The sequence below is a fragment of the Paenibacillus sp. SJS-P3 genome, assembly GCF_056711585.1.
In genome coordinates this window covers 1,641,324-1,658,209 of record NZ_CM160043.1, presented here as the reverse complement: position 1 = coordinate 1,658,209, position 16,886 = coordinate 1,641,324, and the positions used below count along the sequence as shown (strand labels likewise).

Genomic DNA, 16,886 nt, shown 5'->3' with positions numbered 1-16,886 from the left:
GGAAGCTTCAATGGTTGAGATTTCAGTCTGTCATCACGAGGCATTCAGCACGATTCCCGGCAAGGGCAATCCGGCTGGTGTCGTGCTTGCAGGAGAGGGCTTGTCCGAGCCGCAAATGCTGGCGATCGCCTCCAAGGTCGGCTTCAACGAGACCGCGTTTGTGCTGCCGTCGGACAGCGCCGATCTGAGGATTCGGTATTTCACGCCAGGGCATGAGGTGAATCTGTGCGGGCATGCGACGATGGCGACGCTGTGCGCGCTGACGGAGCGGGGGATGATCGCGCCAGGCCGTTCATTCGCCGTGGAGACGAAGGCAGGCATTCTCCCGATCCGGATCGAGCGAAGGAGCGACGGATTCCTGGACATGACGATGAGGCAGGCGGAGCCCCGCTTCATGCCTTTCGCAGGATCCAGGGCTGCGCTTGCGGAATCCATCGGACTTGCACAATCCGATCTGGACGACGAGCTGCCCGTCGTATACGGAAACACGGGAATCTGGACGCTCATCGTACCGGTCAAGCAGCTGGATTCCTTCACCCGCATGGTTCCGCGAAATCAATTGTTCCCGGACATCCTGACGGAGATGCCCCGGGCATCCGTGCATCCCATCTGCCTTCATGCATTCGATCCCGAGGCGGATCTGCATGCCCGCCATTTCTCCTCCCCTTTCTCCGGCACGGTCGAGGATCCCGTCACGGGCACGGCCTCAGGAGTCATGGGGGCTTATTACGACGCTTATATCCGACCCGGCGGACCGCTTCCGCTGCAGCTGGTCGTCGAGCAGGGACAGGAGATCGGCTGCGATGGCCGCGTCAACGTCGAGATCGGGGAGGAAGGCGGCAGCCGTTCCGTACATATCACAGGCACAGCCGTATTCGTGAAGGAATGGACGTTGAGCATCTGATTCCGGCTAGGACTACGCTTACCCTTTCCGCCACGGGCGGGCAAGGAGCCAGAAAAACCAACCCAAGGAGTGATTAGAAATGGATGCAAGCCTATTCGATCAGCTCGACTTCGTGCGGAATCAGACGCTGGGACGGCTGAATGGTGTCGATGAGCGATCCGCGGACGCCATTCCTCCGGGCTTCCGCAACTCGATCCGCTGGAATGCCGGCCATCTGTACGTCGTGCTGGAGCGATTCGCGTTCCGGGCGATCGGCCTTCCGCTGCAGCTGCCGGAGGGGTTCGTGGAGCAATACGAATACGGGACCTCGCCTGCGTCTCTGCCCGCATCTGCGCAAGCCGCCACGATGGAGGAGCTCATCATGCTTCTGCAGGATCAGCCAGACCGCATCCGTGCCGGCCTTTCCGGCCGAATGCAGGAAAGCGTGTCTCCATACACCACCTCGACCGGATTCACCTTGTCCACCCCCGAGCAGTTCATCCGGCTAGGGTTGTATCATGAAGGCTTGCATTTCAGCATCATCAAATCGTACCGGACCCTTCTCGGCCTGAGTTGAGAACCGGTCCAACGGGAGCAGGAATGAACAGGCTGCCGGCTCCATAACTCGTTATGCTAGAGATGAAGGAGAGATCGGCTTGGATTGGCTGACGAGAATGAACCGGGCGCTGGACATGATCGAGAACAACCTGAGCGGGGAGCTGGAGCTCTGCGCGCTGTCCAAGGAGGCTTGCTCCTCCCCCTTCCATTTCCAGAGAATGTTCAGCGCTCTGACGGGCTATCCGCTGGCGGAGTACATCCGCAGGCGCAGGCTGACTCTTGCCGCGCAGGAGCTTGCCCTGTCGGATATCAAGGTCATCGATGCCGCCTTGAAATACGGCTACGGAACGCCCGAAGCGTTCGCCAAGGCTTTCCGCAAGACGCATGGCGTCACCCCTTCCATGGCAAAGCGGCAAGGCTCGCCGCTCGTCGCCTTTCCCAAGCTGAGCTTTCATCTATCGCTGAAGGGAGATGTCGAAATGAATTATCGCATTGAAAAGAAAGAAGCGTTCCATATTGCGGGGGCCTCCATCGAGGTCGGCTGCGTCGACGGGGAGAACTTCCGCCGCATTCCGCTGTTCTGGCAGGAAAGCGGCTCGAACGGTACGATCGGCAAGGTCGCTTCCCTACAGCCTGATCGTCCTATTATGGGCGCATGCGTCGACCTCAGTCCGGACACCGATCGTTTCCGTTACATGATCGCGGTCGAAGTTCCCGCAGGAACGCTTGAGGCCGACAAGACGGTTGACGGCGTTGATTTCGTGGAAAGAGAAGTTCCCGCCTCCACCTGGGCCGTCTTTACCGCCGTCGGGCAGCTGCCGGATTCCATCCAGTCGGTCACCAAGCGGATCTACTCCGACTGGTTCCCTTCCTCCGGTTATGAACATGCGGGCACGGCTGATCTGGAGATCTACCTGGAAGACGGCGCGCCGGGGAAAGATTCCGTCAGCGAGATATGGGTTCCGCTGAAGAAGGCGGACTGAAAAGACAAGAAAACCACCTCTCCTGGTATCCAGGAAGGTGGTTTTCGCGTTTTCACACACAAGAATGTGCAGCCAAGCCATTCATCCTATCCGTCTTCCGGCAACCGAATGATGCCATCCGGCTGCGACGCCGGCAGCCTCGCTTTGGCAGGCCGCAGCAAATACAAGCCAAGCGACAAACCAAGCATGCTCATGACGAGCACCCCGGCTATGACCGCCGCCTGAACGGTATACCAGTCGGCAGCCAAGCCGAACCCCGCCGTCGCCACCATGACAAGGATCGCCTCCAGAAATCCGTTCACGCTCCCGATCCTCCCCATCATCCCGACGGGAATATGGTTTTGGTAGAACGTCGCAAAGCCCGTATTGGCGAATGCAAGGAAAAAAGCCAGGATGAAGAAGCCCGCAGCAGCGCCGGCAAAACCCGACGAAAAAGCGTAGACGAGGTAGCCGAAGCTGACGCCGATCGCGCCGAAGCTGATCTGCGCGGATGCCGGCAGCCTCTTGACGATGACGGCGTTGACGGACGCCCCGGCGATGATTCCGGCTCCCGCAATGCTGACGAGCAGGCCGTACCCGCTGGCAGACAACCCGAGCACCTTCTGCGCGAAGGCGGCCTCCAGCGAATCGACGGCCGTCGCCATGACAACCGTGACGGCGCTGAACAGCAGGCAGACAATCAGGATGGCGCTGCGGCTTCGGTAAAATGCGATGACAGCCGACCAATCCTGCCTGATCATGTCCCGATCCACGCGCGCAGGCAGATCCGCGAACATCCCCTTCTCCAGATCGGGCATCAGCATCGTGATCCCTGCGGAGAACAGCAATGCGGCGGCGTTGATGTAGATGGCCGTCATCGGAGAACCGGCCAGGAACAGCAGGCCGGCGACAGCAGGCCCGATCAGGAAGGCTCCGGATCCGATCAATCCGTTCAGCGAATTGAAGCGAGGCCTCTGCTCCGGCGGGATTAGCTTGGCGATGTAAGTCCCGGAGGCCGGTCCGAACAGAGAGCCCGCCATATGGATGAGGAACACGAGTCCGTACATGTACGCGATGGAGTCGAGCAACGGCAGCAGGAAGATGAGGATGGCACGGACTGCATCAAGGCCGATCATCAGGCTTCGCTTGTTCATCCGGTCGATGAGGCTGCCGGACCAGAAGCTGACCGCCACGGCGGCGAGAGGGCGAAGCAAGTACAGGATCGACACCGCCATGGCGGACTTCGTTGCATCCAGCACGATCAGATTGAGGGCAATGAAATAAATCCAGCCGCTGATGTTCGCGACGCCGATGCCAAGCAGCAGAATGGAAGGATACTTCCATGTTTCCATAAGTCTCTTCAGCTTCAAGGCTGCCTCTCCTCTCGTTGTTGATTCGTTCATTCCTTTTCTCGCCGTACGAAAGCAAACAAAAAAATCCCACCCCCAAGACCTAGGTCTTGGGGGCGAGACTTGTCGTCGCGGTGCCACCCCAGCTTTGCCTGCATGTCGCCATGCAGGCCTCGTCGAGTACGGCAATCCGGCTAGGGAAGGCTTATACTCCAGCTCTGTAACAGGAGCTCCCGTCACACCATCGCTCCGCCGCTAGGCAGGTTCCGATGTGATGCTCGGAGGCTTGATTCGGCAAATCGCTTTCTGCTCCTTCCCAGCTGCCGGAGCTCTCTGACCGGGCTGCCCAGCCTCTCGCTTCCGGCTGCGCTTGCGCCCGGGCCGCATGGAAAGCAGCATGCTTTCTAGCGGAGATAACGGGTCTGCCTACTCTTCTCTTCATCGCATTTGAGCCATCTTACCAGAAACAGGAGAGAATTGTAAACACCCTGTCCACTGTTCCAGACGGCATGGCCCGACTTGTTGAAGAAGAGTGCCTATCAAACGCTTCCAGCATGAAATTCCTTTATTCAACAGCTTAAATTCTGCTTCAGTCCGAGCTGCGATACAGAGCGTTCCCCCAGAACTAGGCCCCTCTTGTCTGAATATAATAGCTTGATCCGCTAAGGAAACGAGATATTTACTGCTAAGGAGGCTCACGCCTGCATGCCTATTAAAAATGGACTTCAATATAAGGAACGCCTGGATCGGAATCTGCCTGATATCCGGATCGGTGGACAGCAGGTAAGCGGGAAAGTATCCGAGCATGCTGCTTTCAAAGGATTGATTGCGACCCAAGCCTCGATGTACGATATGCAGGTAAACGACATCTGGAGAGACAAATTGACCTACACCTCGCCCCTTACAGGAGATCGTGTCGGGCTTTCGTTTCTTCAGCCCAAAACAAAAAAGGATCTCGCCGCCCGCAGGGAAATGATGCAGGCTTGGGCTTATGCCCATAACGGCTTCCTCGGCAGAGCCCCCGACTATATGAACACCGCCCTGATGGCCTACTCGTCCGCTGCCGGAGTTCTGGATAAGAATTATCCTCAGTTCGCAGCCAACCTAAGGAATTACTACGTCTATTGCCGGGAAAACGATATTACCCTTTCGCATGTCTTTATCCAGCCCAAAGCCGCCCGGCTGTCCGATTTTCTCTCTATACTGGAAGATGCTCCGGCAGCCAAAGTCATGGAAAAAAACAAGGACGGCATCATCGTCAGGGGAGCTTTCATGCTGGATACCCAGGGAGCGACCTCGGATGAAATCCTCGTTTACCCTGCCCCTTTCCCTACCTTCCATGAAGGAGAAAGTCCTTACTCCTTTTTCTTTGCCGTGCCAAGCAGCCTGCCTGGCATCCGCTTCGTATGCAGGGAGAGCTTCGTAGGAGGGGAATCCGCCTACGACTATCCTCTCAGTTCTAGATACGAGGAGATGGATACCCTCGTTCTTTTTGAGGACGTCCTCGTACCGTGGGACCGCGTCTTTTTATGCGGCGACGTGAACATGGCCAATCGTCTTTCTGATGAAAGCCGATTTCACACCCATGCGGGTACCCAGGTCATGTGCAAGAACATTGCCAAAACAGAATTTTTCCTCGGAGTGGCGGAAACGATGGCGGAGACGGCGGGCATCGAACAAAACGTCCATGTGGTGGAGATGGTGAGCGAGCTCCTCGTGATTTTGGAGACGCTCAAGTCGCTTCAGCTCGCTGCCGAGATCGGAGCCAAGCGCGACAAGTGGGGAAGCATGCTGCCGGACCGCAAGCCGCTTCTTGCTGCAAACGCCTATTTTCCCAAGGTTTACCCCCGCATGATCGAGATCATCCACCTGATCGGCTCGAGCAGCGTCATCATGATTCCCTCGGAAAAGGACTTCGATGGCAAGCTGGGTGAGCAATTGCAGCGTTACCTCAAGGGCGTCGGATTGGATGCCAAGGATAATGTGCAGCTGTCCAGGCTGGCTTGGGAGCTGAGCGTCAGCGCATTCGGGGGCAGGCAGGCCGTCTATGAGAAGTTTTTCTTCGGCAATGCCGCCACGGTGACGAACCGTCTTTACAAGGGTTATGAAGGAAGAGAGAAATACAAGCAGCGCATCCTGGATTTCCTGTCGGAAAAATAGCGCCCCGGCTTGATTGCGAAAAAGTCCCGCCTCAAAACGGCCGTCTTGAGGCGGGACTTTGTGTTCGCGAAGCTTCGCAGGCATGGCCGCACTCCTTAGCGCTGATTCAGCGCGCCAGGATGTTGCCGGCTGCCGGCTGCTCGACCGCTTAAAAGAACGTCCAGCTGCCGAACCACTTCAGGAAGTGCACGGCATAATCCCGGCTGATCGTCTGTCCCCTCAGCACCGGATAGAACATCGCCATCAGCACGGCGGCAGCGCCAAGATAAATCCACGTCGCCGCCTTGGCTTGCTTGGCGCCGATTCGCTGCGGCAGCTGAAGCAGCACGTAGACGATGCAGAGCAGCATGAACGGCACCGTCGCGTAATAGTGATAGATGAAGGTCAGGCGCGGAATGCCCACCCATGGAAGATATTGGGACAGGAGCCCGATCGTGACGACCTGCATCGCCCGTTCTTTTCTCTTCCAAGCGGCGATGAAGGCGGCGACGGCACAAGGAATGCCTGCCCACCAGAGCAGCGGGTTGCCCAGCGACACGATGCTCGCGATCTGCCCCGGCTCCAGTCCGGATCCGGAATAATACCAGATCGGCCGGGAGATGATCGGCCATTCCCACCAGGTCGAGGAGAACGGATGGGTCGCCACCAGCTTGGAATGGTAATCGTACATGAACTTCTGGAACTCAATGACGTTTTTCAGGCCATGGCCCTGTCCTGGAACCCTCATGAACGGAATATACGTGAGGATGTAGATGACCCCGGGAACGAGGACGAAGAACAGCAGCCCGGCTCCGATCATGCCGGCGATGAAGCTCTTCTCGCTTCTTGCGCGGCTCGACGCGGTGTCATCGCCCTTGCCGCCTGCCTGCTTCGCTTTCCTCTCCCGGTCGGGAACGGCTGCGGCCCGGGAAGCCGCCAAGTACCGTCTCACCAGCGAATAGAAGAAGATGGCCGCAAGGCCTGCTCCCGAATAGACGCCGACCCATTTGACCGAGGCTCCCAGCCCGAAGAAGATGCCGGCCAGGGCAAACGGCAGGAGCAGGCGGCGGAGCGACGTTCCCGGCTCATTGCGCTGGAAGAACCGGTTCATGAAGTGGTAGCTCATGATGATGAACAAGACCGCATACGTATCGACGGTGCCGATCCTCGACTGCACGAGCGGCATGAAATCGAGGAAGATGAGCGCCGCCGCGAGCAGGCCGCCCTTGCGGGAGCGGAACAAGGCGCGTCCGAAGACGTACATGGCCGGGATCAGGGTCAGGCCGGCGATGCCGCCCATGACCCTCCAGCCGAAGGGATTCATGCCGAACAGCGCGATGCCGGCGGAGATGATGACTTTGCCGAGCGGCGGATGAGTCGTCTCGTACGGCTCGATCCGGTGCAGATGCTCATAGGCGGTACGCGAGTGATAGATTTCATCGAAGTACATGCTGTTGCGGTAGGAAGGCTTGTCCGGCACGAGCGCCTGCTCGTCGAACAGCGGCGAGCCGCCATCCGCAGCCAGAGCCAGCCGGGTGCCGTCCGGTCCGAACAGCCCCGCCTCGTATACGACGGCGGTCCCGGTTCCGGTGATCCGCACCGCCTGTGCCGTCTGCCCCGCCAGCGGCACCGACTTCCACTGGAATACGGTGCCTCCGTCTAGCTTCTGCTCCACGGGAGCGTTCCAGGTCATGCCGTCGGGGGATACCGATACCTGGACGGTGCCGTCCCCGATGCCGGCATAGAGCAGGAGATGATCGACGGCCCGCGGGCCGCCCTGCACTTGCGCCGTGACGTCGGATGCCGGCTGCCATGGCGTTTTGGGAGCCTTGGCATCTCCCAGCTGCCAGAACATCATGACCGCGTATACGGCGACGATGGCTAGCACCGGCCACCATTCCTTGCGCCATGGAAGAGAGGTACTGTCCTCATACGGCTGCGGCTTGCGCTCCACGCTGGAGGTGCCGGTGCCGTCATGCGCCGGTTCCGGGAGGACGAAGGAGCCGCTTCCGGACGCCGCAACGAGAGAACCGAGTCTCTTGCCCTGCCATACCTGGACCGTCAAATACAGGAAGTAAGCCCCGGCTGCCGTCTGGACGAGCGACACGAGCACCATGACGCCGTTGCCGTTGGCGATATAATAGTTCTCCTGCAGCGAGTCCCGGAGCACGTAAGCGATGTTCGCCAGGACGGCAACCGTTAGCGTGCCGTACAGCAGCAGCAGGCGGCGGCTTCCCGAGACGAGAAATGCGGCCAAGCCGAATGCCAGCGCCGGATAGAGATACCGCTCATGCATGCCGGTCTTCAGCAGGAACACGAGGAGCGATCCCGCGAAGGCGGCCAGATAAAGGCCGCTGCGGCCTTTTTTGAAGGTGATGAGCCCCATGACGGCAAGCGCCAGCGCCGCTCCGACGTTGCCCCAGACCGACAGCTGCAGCCCGAGCCAATGCTTGGCCGCATCGATTCCGTTCAAGCCGAGCAGCCCGTAGATGTTGAAGGCGTTGAGCGTCGCGTAAGGATAGGAGGCGAACATCGCTTTGTAATGCTCCACGATCCAGAGCGGCTCCCTGCCGACGGCAAACGGAAGCAGCAGCAAGAGGGCAGCGGCGATGCCGGCTCCGGCAGCCTTCAGCCACTCCTTGCCGCTTCGGCTGGAAATCAAGGCGAACAGCAGCAGCGGCAGGAAAATGACCGCTTGCGGCTTGACGAGAACCGCCGCCGCGAGCCATGCCGCTCCTGCGGCATGGCGGCTGCGGAACAGAGCCCGGACTGCGAGAAGGACAAGCAGCGTCATGACGGAATCGGCCTGCGCCCACAGCGCAGAGTCGAACCACACGGCCGGATTGAAGATGTATAGTCCGGCCGCCATCAGGCTAACGCGCTTGCCGAACCGCTCGCGGGCAATTCCATAGAGCAGCCGGCCTGCGGCGAGATCCGCCAGGATGGCCGGCAGCTTGACCAGCAGGATGACGCCGCCGCTGGCTCCGCTCAAGCCGAACAGATGCTTGAGCATGCCCACCACGTAGAGGACGTAGATATAACCCGGCGGGTAGTCGGCGAACACGTCGTCGCTGAAAAATCCGTTCAGGCCGACCGAATAAGCCCGGTCTGCCCAGATCGAAAAGTCGGGGAAGTCGATCGGATGTCCCTGCATCGTCGGCGCGAGCAGCAGGCGCAGCAGCAGTCCTCCTCCGAGCAGCAGCCACAGCGCCCTGCTTCCTGCACTATCACGGCCTTCCTGGCGCAGCCAATTGATGGACGCTGTCGCTTCCTTCCGGGAAAAGAGAGCCCGATAAGCGATCGAAAAGGCGTACAGAAACGCCGCTCCGCCAAGAAACGCAAGAGGAATCAAATAGCCGGGAGCTTTATGCGCGGCAGCTGCCGGTTCCGCGGGTGCCGGAGCCGGTGCCGAGGAAGGGTCCAGGGAAATAACCGCCGCGCCGGCGGGAGCTTCAGCCGCTTCCGTGACGGAGACAGCCGAGAAATCGGCGGTGCCGACATTCTCGCTTCCGTAGCCGCCGAGACGGAGCAGCACGTCCATCGTGTCCTGGGATGGCCCCGTGCGCCCGTACACCTCCAGCGGCTGCCAGGCTCCCGCCGTATCGTAGAGGGAGACCGATGTATCCACGGGACCCAGTACGGATAGATTCGCCCCGGTCTTGCCGGCTTCGGCGCCGGCAGCTCTAACGCTGGCGGAAATCCGGTACAGCGTATCCGGCTTCACCGTCACGCGCTGCAGCCAGCGGGCGTCGTTCGGCTGAAGGTTCTGCACCCTCAAATAACGGGCAGGCTCCCCGCCCGCTCCCTGCTGCAGAGACCAGGAGGTCACCGAGTCGTCGAGCTTGTAGCCATCCTTGCTCCAGCCTTGCGGCATGTTGTCCGCTCCCGCCTCGAAGCCGGGATTGGCAAGCAGCTCGTCCGCCGCATAAGCGGTCATGCGGCCTCCAAGCAGAATGACTGCTGCCGCCAGCAGCAGAAGAATCGGCCTTATGTACGTAGGCTTCAATCGTCCAACCTTCCTCTCTCAAGCTCTGCATAGGTATGTTTTTAGAGTAGCATAGATAAGGCTCTGCTGGCACGCCAAAAAAAGACAGCTAAAGCCGCCTGCTTGCAGCCTCGCCGGGTCTCACGGAGCGCCGACGCCGCGGACGATCCAGAACGGTCCGTATTTCCTCAGCCGGTATCCGTTCAAAGCGCTGCCTGTGGCCAAATCGACGCCTTTGCTTATAGCGAAATAACGATCGCCTTCGAGATTCCCGGCCGGCATGACAGAGATGGACGCGGTTAAAGCTGCTGCCGGCTGAAACCTGAACATCAGATCCCGCCGTATCGCGGTTTGCGGCGACAATGTCGTCAAACCGATCAAAAGCGGAAGGATGGAAAGCAACATCCATATCTTCCTTGTTGTCAGTCGAGTGCTTTGCATGAGAGTCCTGCGCTCCTTTCTAAGGCAGCCATGCGGGGGAAACCGCTCCTTGGGATCCAGGTTGACTCCCTGAACCAACAAACCATGGAGGCCGACAATCCACAGTCAAAGGACCGATACGATCCATACGATCCACAAGGCAGCCGGAACGAGAAGCAGCTGCGCCAGTACCGTTCCTGCGAGGCGGGAGAGCATCAACACGCCGAAAACCCGGCTCATCTCTCCATTCGGCCGGTCTCCCCGAAGCACTTGGTCGGTCAGCAAGCCGATCTTGGGATCGATCAGGAGAGCAAGCATAATCGTTGCCATGCCGTTGATCAGGCCCGAAGCCTGCGAGGCCGAGGTCGAATAAACGGCTGCGTAAGTGGAAGCCAGCAGCGCGGCGAGCACGCCGATCGTGTATATGGCTGTGACAAGCGCGTTGAGCAGGACAAGGCGGTAGGGAATGCCCCCTTTTCGGATAGGCGCGAGCATGGACAAGCGCGGCAAGGCGAGATGATAGCGGATATTTCGCACAGTATGCAGGCGAAGAAGGTGCGGCAGCAAGCGGGGAATCGAGCCTGCCTGCTCCATATGGGCGATCAGGCGCGCGGACAGCGGATAAGCTCTGCATCCCTGACGATATCCGGCAGCGTTCGGTTGCTGGATCGGCGAAACAAAAAGAAGAGGCTAGGGCCTCTTCTCAACTAGACTTGAATCTATGAAAGAAACGAATCCAATCTCCAGCTCAGCCTCCCCGCATGACAGGCTCTCTCAGGCTTAGCTTGCTCCCTCGTAAACCAGATGGAATCGGTAGCCCTCCAGCATGAAGCTTCCGCCGCCCTTTCCGTTCTCCTTGTAAGGAATGCCGGAGGCATACAGCCTGGAAGTGATCCCGCTCCAGTCGGAGGCGCGGTTGAAGCCGAGCGTCACGCTCACACGCGGAGGAAGTGCGATCATGCCGATCGGAACCCAGCGGCGCTTCTTCGAGACGACGACGGCGTAGGCCGTACCGCCTGCCGCAAAGGTGAACGTGTCGGAGGGCTGACCCCGGAGCTCGAAACCCATGAGATGCACCAGCTTCTGCCGAAACTCGGGGACAGACTCGACCGGAAACCCGACCTCCCGGATGAAAAGAACCGGAAACTCCCCGGGAAGAGGCTCGGCAGAGCCTTCATCCCCGTCCCTGTCGGTGATGATTTCCAGCAGATGGCCGTCGCCGTCACGGAAGTAGATGTTCTTGCCCGTCTCGTATTCATCGATGGCGCGGCCATCCTCCCATTTCAAAAAGGTCAGATGACGGGACTCTGCCCAAGCGATTACCTCTTCGAACCGGGAATAGGGAATCGCGAAAGCAAGATGGGCGGGAGAGATCGGCTCGAACGTCTCCACAAAGGAAAGGACGCTTCGATCGGCGATCTGGAAAGAGATCTCGCTCTCCGACCGGTAGACAACCGGAAACTGCAGAAGCTCCCCGTAGAATTGCCTGGCGCCCTCCAGAGACACCGTATGAAGCTGCACATTCGAATAATGAGTAATCATGGCAAAAACCTCTTCCTTTGTCGTTATTTTCTAAAGATTTGTGTTTAGTATATGTTTATCTTTAGAAAGTCGCAAATGAAGATTTCATGTGCATGTCTCCTTGATTTCAAAGAGCGAGGCCGGCAGCTCCTCCGTCCCGGTCCGATAGGAAAAAGCCGGATCTGCGCGAGGCAGATCCGGCTTTTTCCTACATTATAATGGACCGCGTTATTGGACTTTGATCGCGTCGTAATACTTGGATTGCATCGTCTTGGCAGCCGCATCCAGCTTCGCTTTGAAGTCGACATCCTTCTTGGAGAATACTTCCTGGATGATGTTGGTCATCTCGGCGTAGTATTCCTGCGTGTTGTACTGGGCTTCCGGGTTGCCGTCGAGCAGCTTGTTGGACTCGGCATCGTATTTGTACACGTTGGTGTACTTGTCGTAGATCGCTTGAAGTTTTTTGCCGTATTCCGAATCCTCTTTGTAGTAGCTCATTTGCGGCGGGATATAGTACTTTTTGTCCGCTTGGCGGGATTGGATATCCTTTTCGACCGCGCTCAGGTAGCTGTCGGAGAAGTAGTCGAACGTGATGTAGCGGAACGCCATCTCCTGCTCATCCTTCGAAGCGTTCGGGTTGATGACGAGATAGTCGCCGCCCAGAATCCCGGAATGCTTGCCGCCGGCTTCAGCCGCAGGCATCGGGTAGGTGGCCACGTCTTCAGGCTTCATGCCGCCTTGGTTGAGCGCTTGATCCAGCACGCCTTCCGCGCCGGCGATGACCATGGCCGTACGTCCTTGGGCGAACGCGCCGACCGCGTCTCCCCAGCCGAGCGCCCAGTCCTTCGGAATGGCGTTGGCTTCCCAGCGCAGCTTCTGGTAGAACTGCAACGCTTTGACGGCTGCGTCGGAGTTGAAGGCAGCCGTTACCTTGCCGCCATCCGTCGTCTGGATCTGGCCGCCTGCTTCAAACAGGAAGTTGGTCCAGTTCCATCCCGATTCGTTGCCTTTGCCCATCGGAGCGATGCCGGCGACGCCTTTTTTCGGATCGGCGACTGCTTTGGCCGTGTTCAGCATGTCGTCCCAAGTCCAGTCGTAGGACGGGGCCGCTACGCTTTTAGCCTCAAGAAGCTTTTTGTTGACGACGGTAGAGGTCGAGTAGCCGTTCTGGACGATTCCGAATACTTTGCCGTCCTTGACGAACTGGTTCTGCAGCGTCGGATTGATGTCGTCCTTGAATTGATATTTGTTCCACAGATCCGTAATGTCTGCCGCCCAGCCGCGCTGGACGAGGAAGCCTGCTTCCGTCGCGAACGTGTTGAAGAACGTCGGAGCTTCGTTGGCCGCCATCTTCACGCCGATCTCGTCGACATTGTAATGCCAATCCGATTTGACGATCGTGACGTTCGGGTATTCTTTCTGGAAGCGGGCGATCTTGTCGTCCTCGGACTTGCGCTTCTCCGCCTGGTCGGGAAGCGGATAATAGATGCTGATCGTGATTTTCTTGTCCTTGATGTCTTCTTCGGCCGGCGCGGCAGCTCCGTCATTGGAGGCGGTGTTGTTGGCCGGCTCGCTGACTGCGGGCGACGGGCTCGATGCTCCCCCGGTATTCGTGTTGCTGCTGCCGCTGTTGCTGTTGTTGCCGTTGCCGCAGGCTCCAAGCAGAACGCTGGTCGCCACCAGGCAGCTCAGGATCGCTGTCGATTTGCGCACGTGTAACTCCCCTTTTCTTGAACATGGATAAAATGTCGTTCATCTGGAACAGCTTGCAAAACCATCATAATGGATGCGCATTCATTGTACGATGTGCGATTCTATGGTCATTATGTGTGTCGTTACGATGAAGCTAGCCTTTCACTCCGCCCAGATGCAGGCCGCGGATGATGAACCGCTGGAAGACGAGGAAGACGGCGATCGGCGGCAGCATGACGAGCGTCAGAATGGCGAATTTGATGTTGAGGTTGAGCATCTTCGCCTGGATGACGTATTTGTAGATCGCCGTCGACAGCGGATAATGGCTGTCCTTGTGCATGATGAGCGACGGCCAGAACCAGTCGTTCCATGCGGTCGAGAAGACGAAGATGGCCAGCGTCGCGAAGATCGGCAGCGACAGCGGCACGGCGATGCGGATGAAGCAGCTGAGCTCGGAAGCTCCGTCGATCCTTGCCGCCTCGAAGATTTCCATGCTGATGCCGTCGAAGAAATTTTTGAGCAGCAGCAGGAAGAACGCGTTGGCTCCGGCCGGCAGCCAGAAGGCGAAGAACGAATCCAGCAGCCCGAGATCCTTCAGGTTGAGGAAGTTCGGGATCAGATAGGTCGTCGGCGGAATGAATAGCGTGATCATGAAGAACATCTCGATGCTGCGGCGCTTGGGCACATTGAGGCGCGAGAGGCTGAAGGAAGCCGTTCCGAGCACCAGCACCGATACGATCATGTTGCCGCCGAATATGAGCAGCGTATTGCGGAGGAAGGTCGGAAGCGCGACATAATTCCACGCCTCGTCGAAGTTGCCCCATTCCCATGTCTGCGGAAGGAAATGCGGCGGGAACGAATTGACCTCCGCGTTGTCCTTCAGTCCGTTGAATGCCGTTGTAAGAACCGGATACACCATGGATGCCGCCATCAGGAATATGACGACGAGCATGATGATATACCCTGTGCGGGTTCCTTTGCGCTTGAGATCGAATTCCGAGAGGATGCCTCTGTCCATGCTGCTCATGCTATCGGTCCCCTTTCCGGTCCAGGCGGTATTGAACGATCGCCAGAGCGCCCAGGACGATGAACATGAGTACGCCCATCGCGGAAGCGACGCCCATATCGAGACGCGTGGTCGCATACTTGACGATAAGCAGCGCATAGGTCAGCGTAGCCTTGACCGGACCGCCGTCCAGAAGCGCCAGCTGCGACTGGTAAGCCTGGGAAGTGCCGATGATCTGCAGCACGAGCATGAGCAGGATCAGGCTGCGCAGGGAAGGCAGCGTAATATGCCAGATCCTCTGCCAGATGCCCGCTCCGTCGATCTCCGCCGCTTCGTACCAGTCGCGCGGTATGCTGAGCACGGCGGCCAGATACAGGAGCATGGCGGAGCCGAATTGCTGCCATGTCTCCATGAAGACGAGGGAGATCATCGACCACTTCGTATCGGTCAGGAAGCTGACGCCCTCTCCTCCGAACAGGCTCGTGATGCCGGCGTTGATCGGACCGACAGGATCGTACATCCATCTCCAGAGCCCGTACAGGACGACGACCGGGATGACGTTCGGCAGGTAGGCCGCGACGCGGAACACTCCCTGGAGCCGCTTGATCTCGGAGATTCCGATGGCGAACACGATCGGCACCCAGAAGCCCATGACGAGGCATAGCGCCATATAATAGAGCGTATTTTTGACGGCGGTCCAGACGTCGGGATCGCTGAAGACCGTCCGATAATTGTCCAATCCGATGAATTCGTCGCCCTTGACGAAGTCGATATGGTAGAAGCTGTAGAAGAATCCCTTGATGATCGGCAGCCACAAAAAGAGGATGAAGATGACGGCTGCCGGAAATAGGAATGCCAGTCCCCACCCGTATTTGCGAAGCAGGGTCCGGGCTTTGCCCCTGCCCGCCTGCGCCTGCGGCCCGGTGGCCGCAACGATGTCTTGACTCATGATTTTCCCCGCTTTCTCCTGTTCTTATCTTTATCTATTCATTTTAGATTCCAGGAGAAAGGGAGAACATGTGCGTATCTATGCATATCGTAGCGAATCTTACTTCTATTTTTTCAACTCGCTCGGGCTGTGCCCATAGTACTTTTTGAATATTTTGCTGAAATGCTCGGGAGATTCGTACCCGACGCGCTCCGCGACCTCGTAGCGCCTCAGGTCGGTCGTCATCAGCAGCCGGCGCCCCTCTTCCATGCGCAGCTTGATGACGTATTCCCACAGGTTGTTCCCGGTTATTTTCTTGAACAGGTAGCTGAGGTAATTGGGACTGACGTGGTTGCGCTGCGAAACCTCGTGCAAGGTCAGGCCTTTCTGCGCGTAGTGCTCCTCGATATAGCGCTTGGAACGCTCTACGATCAGATTGCTCTGCGCGGACAGCTCCTCGTCACTGGCCTCCTGCTGCGGGTCGCTCCAGCTGAAGTCGCCGTAATAGAACACCTTCTGGTCCGGATGCTTGCCGCTCCATTCCAGCGCGCGCGCCGCCTGGGCGCTCAGCATCGACAGGAATTCGGCCCCCCGGGCGATCTGGCTGATGCCGAGCGTGACCGGCAGATGGAGGCAGCTGTCGAGATTATGGTGCAGGCTGCGGCCGATCATGTCGAGCTGGTTCACCTTGCTTACCGTCGTGTCGTCGTACTTGGCCTCGCTCCAGCCGATCAAGGCCCCGACCTCCCAGCCGGGGAGCAGGCATGGGATCGGCTCCCATTCCTGCTCCAGCAGCTCGCAGGAAATATTCATCATCGCGTATGTCAGCAGGTCCTTGTCCCTTGCGGTATAATCGCCTCCGCTGAAATCCGCGCGGATCCGGATCATGGCGAAGTAAGGTCCCGATGAAGCGATGCCGGCCTGCTCCATCAGCGCAAGCCCTTGCGCGGGTCCAGCCGGCGGCGCGACGAGCAGCTTCAGCAGGGCGGCGCTCTGGCCGCTGTCGGGCGCGCGCAGGCGGAACTGCGAGCTGGCCTTCGCCAGATAATCCTGATCCCCGGATACGGGCTTCTCGGTATTGAGCAGCGCGTTGCGGACCGAATCCAGCAGCTGGCTGCTGTTCAGCGGCTTGATCAGATAATCCCTCGCTCCCAGCCGGATCGCCATCTGCGCATACTGGAACGTCTCATGGGCGGAGACGACGATCGTCTGCACCCAAGGCTTGAGCAGCTTCGCCTGATGCATGAGGTCGATTCCGTTCATTCCCGGCATCTGGATGTCGGTGATCATGAGATCGACTTCCTCCATGCGCAGATAATCAAGCGCCTCATAGCCGTTGCTCGCCGTATGGATGTCGGTGATGCCTAGTCCTGCTCCCGCCAGAAGGCTGGCCAGCCCTTTGCAGATAAGCGGCTCGTCGTCCACGATCAATATTCGGTGCAT

The 16,886-nt window shown here is 58.6% G+C and carries 13 protein-coding genes; 4 read left to right on the top strand and 9 right to left on the bottom strand.

Annotated elements, in window-relative coordinates; translation table 11 throughout:
• Positions 1 to 10 precede the first annotated feature (10 nt).
• From AC06G8_RS07475 to AC06G8_RS07465, 3 genes are all read left to right on the top strand, one after another.
• Positions 11 to 904 (top strand): PhzF family phenazine biosynthesis isomerase, encoded by an 894-nt coding sequence (locus AC06G8_RS07475; protein WP_480284890.1) that lies wholly within the window; start codon positions 11 to 13, stop codon positions 902 to 904.
• 79 nt (positions 905 to 983) lie between these two features.
• Positions 984 to 1,460, top strand: a complete 477-nt coding sequence (locus tag AC06G8_RS07470; RefSeq protein ID WP_447662158.1) for a DinB family protein — start codon at positions 984 to 986, stop codon at positions 1,458 to 1,460.
• A gap of 79 nt (positions 1,461 to 1,539) precedes the next feature.
• Complete coding sequence (locus AC06G8_RS07465; protein WP_447662159.1) at positions 1,540 to 2,424, top strand: AraC family transcriptional regulator; 885 nt, start codon at positions 1,540 to 1,542, stop codon at positions 2,422 to 2,424.
• Between the two features lie 86 nt (positions 2,425 to 2,510).
• Here AC06G8_RS07465 and AC06G8_RS07460 read toward each other — a convergent pair whose 3' ends face one another.
• Positions 2,511 to 3,767 carry an MFS transporter gene (locus AC06G8_RS07460; protein ID WP_480285401.1) on the bottom strand — a complete coding sequence of 419 codons (1,257 nt, stop codon included), beginning with the start codon at positions 3,765 to 3,767 and terminating at the stop codon, positions 2,511 to 2,513.
• Positions 3,768 to 4,457: 690 nt separating this feature from the next.
• On the opposite strand from AC06G8_RS07460, the gene hpaB reads away from it, so the two are divergent.
• Positions 4,458 to 5,912 carry a 4-hydroxyphenylacetate 3-monooxygenase, oxygenase component gene (gene hpaB / locus AC06G8_RS07455; protein WP_480284889.1) on the top strand — a complete coding sequence of 485 codons (1,455 nt, stop codon included), beginning with the start codon at positions 4,458 to 4,460 and terminating at the stop codon, positions 5,910 to 5,912.
• Positions 5,913 to 6,060: 148 nt separating this feature from the next.
• Here the strand turns inward: hpaB and AC06G8_RS07450 are convergent, their stop codons facing one another.
• The 8 genes from AC06G8_RS07450 to AC06G8_RS07415 form a co-directional block, all read right to left on the bottom strand.
• Positions 6,061 to 9,897, bottom strand: a complete 3,837-nt coding sequence (locus tag AC06G8_RS07450; protein ID WP_480284888.1) for a glycosyltransferase family 39 protein — start codon at positions 9,895 to 9,897, stop codon at positions 6,061 to 6,063.
• 120 nt (positions 9,898 to 10,017) lie between these two features.
• Positions 10,018 to 10,281 carry a hypothetical protein gene (locus AC06G8_RS07445; RefSeq protein WP_447662162.1) on the bottom strand — a complete coding sequence of 88 codons (264 nt, stop codon included), beginning with the start codon at positions 10,279 to 10,281 and terminating at the stop codon, positions 10,018 to 10,020.
• Positions 10,282 to 10,422: 141 nt separating this feature from the next.
• Positions 10,423 to 10,899, bottom strand: coding sequence for a lipid II flippase family protein (locus tag AC06G8_RS07440; RefSeq protein ID WP_480285400.1), 477 nt, complete (start codon positions 10,897 to 10,899; stop codon positions 10,423 to 10,425).
• A gap of 177 nt (positions 10,900 to 11,076) precedes the next feature.
• Entirely contained in the window at positions 11,077 to 11,838 is a 762-nt protein-coding gene (locus AC06G8_RS07435) for a VOC family protein (RefSeq protein ID WP_480284887.1), read from the bottom strand.
• 207 nt (positions 11,839 to 12,045) lie between these two features.
• Entirely contained in the window at positions 12,046 to 13,530 is a 1,485-nt protein-coding gene (locus tag AC06G8_RS07430) for an ABC transporter substrate-binding protein (RefSeq protein ID WP_480284886.1), read from the bottom strand.
• A gap of 133 nt (positions 13,531 to 13,663) precedes the next feature.
• Entirely contained in the window at positions 13,664 to 14,536 is an 873-nt protein-coding gene (locus AC06G8_RS07425; protein WP_447662165.1) for a carbohydrate ABC transporter permease, read from the bottom strand.
• A gap of 1 nt (position 14,537) precedes the next feature.
• The gene (locus AC06G8_RS07420; RefSeq protein WP_447662166.1) at positions 14,538 to 15,464 is read right to left on the bottom strand and encodes a carbohydrate ABC transporter permease; all 927 of its coding nucleotides are present in this window, start codon (positions 15,462 to 15,464) and stop codon (positions 14,538 to 14,540) included.
• 105 nt (positions 15,465 to 15,569) lie between these two features.
• Positions 15,570 to 16,886: a response regulator gene (locus AC06G8_RS07415; protein WP_447662167.1), complete on the bottom strand. Its 1,317-nt coding sequence runs from the start codon at positions 16,884 to 16,886 to the stop codon at positions 15,570 to 15,572.

Excerpts from the sequence above, each read along its gene's own strand:
- AC06G8_RS07475 (WP_480284890.1), top strand. The coding sequence starts at position 11 with ATGGTTGAGATTTCAGTCTGTCATCACGAGGCATTCAGCACGATTCCC.
- AC06G8_RS07470 (WP_447662158.1), top strand. The coding sequence starts at position 984 with ATGGATGCAAGCCTATTCGATCAGCTCGACTTCGTGCGGAATCAGACG.
- hpaB (WP_480284889.1), top strand. The coding sequence starts at position 4,458 with ATGCCTATTAAAAATGGACTTCAATATAAGGAACGCCTGGATCGGAAT.
- AC06G8_RS07445 (WP_447662162.1), bottom strand. The coding sequence starts at position 10,281 with ATGTTGCTTTCCATCCTTCCGCTTTTGATCGGTTTGACGACATTGTCG.
- AC06G8_RS07435 (WP_480284887.1), bottom strand. The coding sequence starts at position 11,838 with ATGATTACTCATTATTCGAATGTGCAGCTTCATACGGTGTCTCTGGAG.
- AC06G8_RS07425 (WP_447662165.1), bottom strand. The coding sequence starts at position 14,536 with ATGAGCAGCATGGACAGAGGCATCCTCTCGGAATTCGATCTCAAGCGC.
- AC06G8_RS07420 (WP_447662166.1), bottom strand. The coding sequence starts at position 15,464 with ATGAGTCAAGACATCGTTGCGGCCACCGGGCCGCAGGCGCAGGCGGGC.
- AC06G8_RS07415 (WP_447662167.1), bottom strand. The coding sequence starts at position 16,886 with ATGCACCGAATATTGATCGTGGACGACGAGCCGCTTATCTGCAAAGGG.